A 3,456-nucleotide genomic window follows, 5' to 3' on the forward strand; every position below is an offset into this window, starting at 1 on the left:
ACTTTCATAGCCTTCATCGTCACCGCCAACAAAGAAAAATCTGTCTGCAGTGATTTCTACGTGACCACCACCCTCGTAACGGGTTTCAATAATTACTTCTTTGGCGGTGATTCCTTCAGCCATAGCATCCTGCTCACTGATATCCTGCAACCGCTCAACACGAACGCCAGTGATTAGCAGGTTGATGCGGGACGCCCTGCGCGGCATATGAATCGACGGTTTAGGCTTCGTCCAGTTTCCCCACTCAGGGTTGCCGTCTGCCCAATACCAATAACCAGGGATGACATCGGGTACTGAAGGATTGAAAAAATCGAAGTCTTCGAGGTCAGAAAAACACTCGCGAACCCATAACTGATCGCCGGGCTTGCCGAGTGGGCAAAACTCTAAGTAGTAGGATTGGCTGCGTTCGTCACACAGTTCTAGCGGATGACACTCGCCAGCGCTGGCAGCTACGCCGAACAGGTGAAGAGTCTTTTCACTGATAATCCGGCGCGTCTGAGTCTTGCGACCACTGAGAATGGCTTGAACCATTTCGGCATTGAAAAGTATTGGGCGTTCCTTACTGTTTACTGATCCAGTGTTTTGCATTATTATTACCTCAGAAGTTAAGTGTTATCTGCTCTGCTGAATCCCTGCCTTGCCGCGGGGCTTTTTGTTTTGTAAGCATCCCAAATGCATCCTGAAACGCTCTGCTTATTGGGCTTATCTCTGATGCCATCCCAAAAGCACAAATGACCGCTGCCATAAAGCGCCAGTCAGTTCTGCTTATCTTCGATTCATGACATCCAACCATGCTTGCCAGTCCACGCTGCGTTAGCGTGCTGAGATTAATCAGCAGGTCTGTTTCTGCTCGGTCAATTTGACGTTGTGTTAGCTTGCTGTTACTTGCACGTTCCATTGCGTACTCTTCCCTTGTTAGATGTTGTTACGTGACAAAGCTGTAGCTAATGCCACTGGTGATTAGTTTTTTGGTGGTGCACTTTTCAGCGCTCGATTGAAGTGTTAAATGCGGGTGGTGATTAAGCGGCGGTTGCTAGTTCGGGCCAAATTTTAAACCAGTCGTCTGGGTGAAGATGCTGCCTTGTAACTTCACTGTTGCTATTTTTTTCAATCAGAACGCTCAGGGCTGCCCCTAGCTCGTGATTCTTACTCAATGCCTTGCGAAGATATCCAATGCTAGTCCCGCAGCTACGCGCAAAAACAGCTTGTTCACCCGAAGACAGTGAGTTTAAAAAAGTTCTAAGCTCATCCATTTTTATCTCCAATTTTGTATCAAATAAAAGTTTACCCATAGGTACACTAAAATGCAATACCTACAGGGCATTTACCTGCCGGTAATGAAGGATAGAATTAATAAATGGATAAATACGAGAAAAGGCGACTACGCCTTATACAAATAAGAGATGAGATCTGCGGAGGAAAAGCTGCTGAGGTAGCTCGGCGCATAAGCAGAGAGCCATCTTATGTTTCAAGAATGCTTTATCCTGAAGGGAAAAAAGGTAAAAAGCGGATTGCCGATGACATGGTTGAGCTGCTAGAAACATCATTCAAGCTGCCAAGGGGTTGGTTAGATGAAATATTCCCTCAAGAAAATACTAAGAAAAATAATAAAAAATATGAGATCACCCCAGACGAAGAGGAAGTGTTAGAGCTTTTCAGAGGACTTCCAGATGATGAGGCGAAGCGGTTCAAGAACGAGATGAAAGCTCGTAAAGCTCATTTTGACGCCATTTTCGAAGAAATGCTTAAGAAGAGGCAGCGTGGAGCATAGCATCAAATAATTAGCGTTCAATCTATTTGCACGATTATCTTATTGATATCAAGGGGGGTTGGTGACCTATACCACTGCATGGATAATTAGCTATGTGGCCGCACTTATTACTGCTGTCTACATGATTTCTAAGCGCACTGCACGCATGGCTGATGAGCTTAGGTTCCAAGGGGCTGATGATAAGATGGTAGATCAGCTATACAAAGAAATGGCTATTCCTTCATTCTTCGCCATCTTACAAGCAACAATAATAACTGGAACGTTGTTTGGGGCTGTATCTTCAGCTTTGATTTATTTTACCTAACCCACTGCTAGCCCATAGAGGGGTGTAATGATCAAGGTCGCTTAGGCGGCCTTTTTTATTGTATGAATAACCACCCATGTATAAATACACACGTAAGATGATCTTTTTATTGAGGTTTTTTTAATCGTGGATATAATCACAGTCATATGTGGTTAATTCTTGATCTCCACATATAGGAAAGCCCCGACAGTGTCGAGCTGTCAGGGCCAAAGTCGAAAACAGGTACTAGTTGCTTTCTTGAGATCTCGATGATGAGAGTATCCCATGAGAGATCTCATGTAAAGTAGCCTGCGCCTATTGTTTATAGGTATTTTACATGGCTCATATTTGTAAAAAGAATCACCGCTACAACCCGATGTTTAGCGTTCTTCCTGAAAGTCAGGCGAATACCGGGCGTCACAAATGTCCTGGTTGCGCTTTCGAACTTGCGATGATGAATAAAGCAAAAGGCGTCCCGGCATCTAACGATGATTCTGTCTTAGCCGAACTGCCAGATAGTCAGGCTGGTGCTGTTCGTCATAAAGATGCGTTTGAAGCTTATAAAATGGCATATCAATACTAAAACCTACAAATAATGTAAAGCCAGCCTAACCGCTGGTTTTTTTGTGCCGGTAATCAGCCTTCTGGCGGCAATCGCAGAATATCAATAGCTAGCTCGACGGCTAAAGTTACCTGTTCCTCCTGATACAGTACCTCTATCATCTCTGCTATAGAATCCTTCGACACTTCCCCACTCTCTGTTAGTAGCTGCATCACAGCAGTACCGATAACCTGAGCCACTTCCGGCCGCTGCTGTTCGAAAAACTCTTGTTCGCTATCCATACCTCACCCCTTGACGAATAAATTTCACCCAATTTAGCACACTTTTCACGCCTAATAGCCGGTGCTAATGGTCACGTCTGAATTATTTTCAAATTAAATTACCTTAAAATTCAATTAGGTGATAGATAAAACGCAAAATGAATACCTATGGGTATTTACTACATGGTTACCTATGGGTATATTAAGTCCATCGAAACGGCAGGACGCCAAAAGTAAGACAGGAAGTTAAAACTCAATCGAGCGCTGAAAAGTGCAAATAACCAAACGAGATAGGTTTGGGGTGTGGTCGCAGAGCCTAAAAGTAACGCTTACCCATGCGCAGATGAGGTGGCGAATCTGGATGGTAGACGACACTGCTGCGATGCGGGTCACGATGCCACGTTGACCACACCACCAAAGCTATCTCAGGAGAACAACATGATTAAGCCGCACACTATCAAAGAAAATTGCCGCAGCCGTCGTGATGCACAGCGTAAAGCAAAGCAGCAAGCATATGCCAGCGCTAACCCTATGTCAGTCGGTCGCAAGTATCAGGTTGACGCTTATTCCACATCACCAG

General features: G+C 44.7%; 7 protein-coding genes and 1 pseudogene. 4 read left to right on the forward strand and 4 right to left on the reverse strand.

All coding sequences use genetic code 11. The features are described from left to right. The 3 genes and pseudogenes from AEP37_RS22705 to AEP37_RS22715 form a co-directional block, all read right to left on the reverse strand. A pseudogene (locus AEP37_RS22705) lies at positions 1–588 on the reverse strand (hypothetical protein); the annotation flags it as partial. A 10-nt stretch (positions 589–598) separates the two neighbouring features. Then, a complete protein-coding gene (locus tag AEP37_RS22710) occupies positions 599–898 on the reverse strand; it encodes a CII family transcriptional regulator (protein WP_049615452.1) in 300 nt (99 codons plus the stop codon). Positions 899–1,019: 121 nt separating this feature from the next. Further along, complete coding sequence (locus AEP37_RS22715) at positions 1,020–1,292, reverse strand: transcriptional regulator (RefSeq protein ID WP_408068347.1); 273 nt, start codon at positions 1,290–1,292, stop codon at positions 1,020–1,022. Positions 1,293–1,357: 65 nt separating this feature from the next. Between AEP37_RS22715 and AEP37_RS22720 the strand changes: the two genes are divergently transcribed. The 3 genes from AEP37_RS22720 to AEP37_RS22730 all read left to right on the forward strand — a co-directional run bounded on the left by AEP37_RS22720 (position 1,358) and on the right by AEP37_RS22730 (position 2,637). Beyond that, positions 1,358–1,771, forward strand: a complete 414-nt coding sequence (locus AEP37_RS22720; RefSeq protein ID WP_038636063.1) for a hypothetical protein — start codon at positions 1,358–1,360, stop codon at positions 1,769–1,771. Between the two features lie 61 nt (positions 1,772–1,832). Then, positions 1,833–2,075, forward strand: a complete 243-nt coding sequence (locus tag AEP37_RS22725) for a hypothetical protein (RefSeq protein ID WP_038636067.1) — start codon at positions 1,833–1,835, stop codon at positions 2,073–2,075. 316 nt (positions 2,076–2,391) lie between these two features. Further along, on the forward strand, positions 2,392–2,637 hold the full coding sequence (locus AEP37_RS22730; RefSeq protein WP_049615453.1) for a hypothetical protein: 246 nt from the start codon (positions 2,392–2,394) through the stop codon (positions 2,635–2,637). A gap of 53 nt (positions 2,638–2,690) precedes the next feature. Here AEP37_RS22730 and AEP37_RS22735 read toward each other — a convergent pair whose 3' ends face one another. Then, entirely contained in the window at positions 2,691–2,897 is a 207-nt protein-coding gene (locus tag AEP37_RS22735; RefSeq protein ID WP_049615454.1) for a hypothetical protein, read from the reverse strand. A gap of 282 nt (positions 2,898–3,179) precedes the next feature. Between AEP37_RS22735 and AEP37_RS26380 the strand changes: the two genes are divergently transcribed. Beyond that, on the forward strand, positions 3,180–3,456 hold a 277-nt coding region (locus AEP37_RS26380; protein WP_156168746.1), incomplete at its 3' end, for a hypothetical protein.

It is taken from the genome of Yersinia pekkanenii, from assembly GCF_001152565.1.
GTDB classification, from domain to species: Bacteria; Pseudomonadota; Gammaproteobacteria; order Enterobacterales; family Enterobacteriaceae; genus Yersinia; species Yersinia pekkanenii.

Excerpts from the sequence above, each read along its gene's own strand:
- AEP37_RS22710 (WP_049615452.1), bottom strand. The coding sequence starts at position 898 with ATGGAACGTGCAAGTAACAGCAAGCTAACACAACGTCAAATTGACCGA.
- AEP37_RS22715 (WP_408068347.1), bottom strand. The coding sequence starts at position 1,292 with ATGGGTAAACTTTTATTTGATACAAAATTGGAGATAAAAATGGATGAG.
- AEP37_RS22720 (WP_038636063.1), top strand. The coding sequence starts at position 1,358 with ATGGATAAATACGAGAAAAGGCGACTACGCCTTATACAAATAAGAGAT.
- AEP37_RS22730 (WP_049615453.1), top strand. The coding sequence starts at position 2,392 with ATGGCTCATATTTGTAAAAAGAATCACCGCTACAACCCGATGTTTAGC.
- AEP37_RS22735 (WP_049615454.1), bottom strand. The coding sequence starts at position 2,897 with ATGGATAGCGAACAAGAGTTTTTCGAACAGCAGCGGCCGGAAGTGGCT.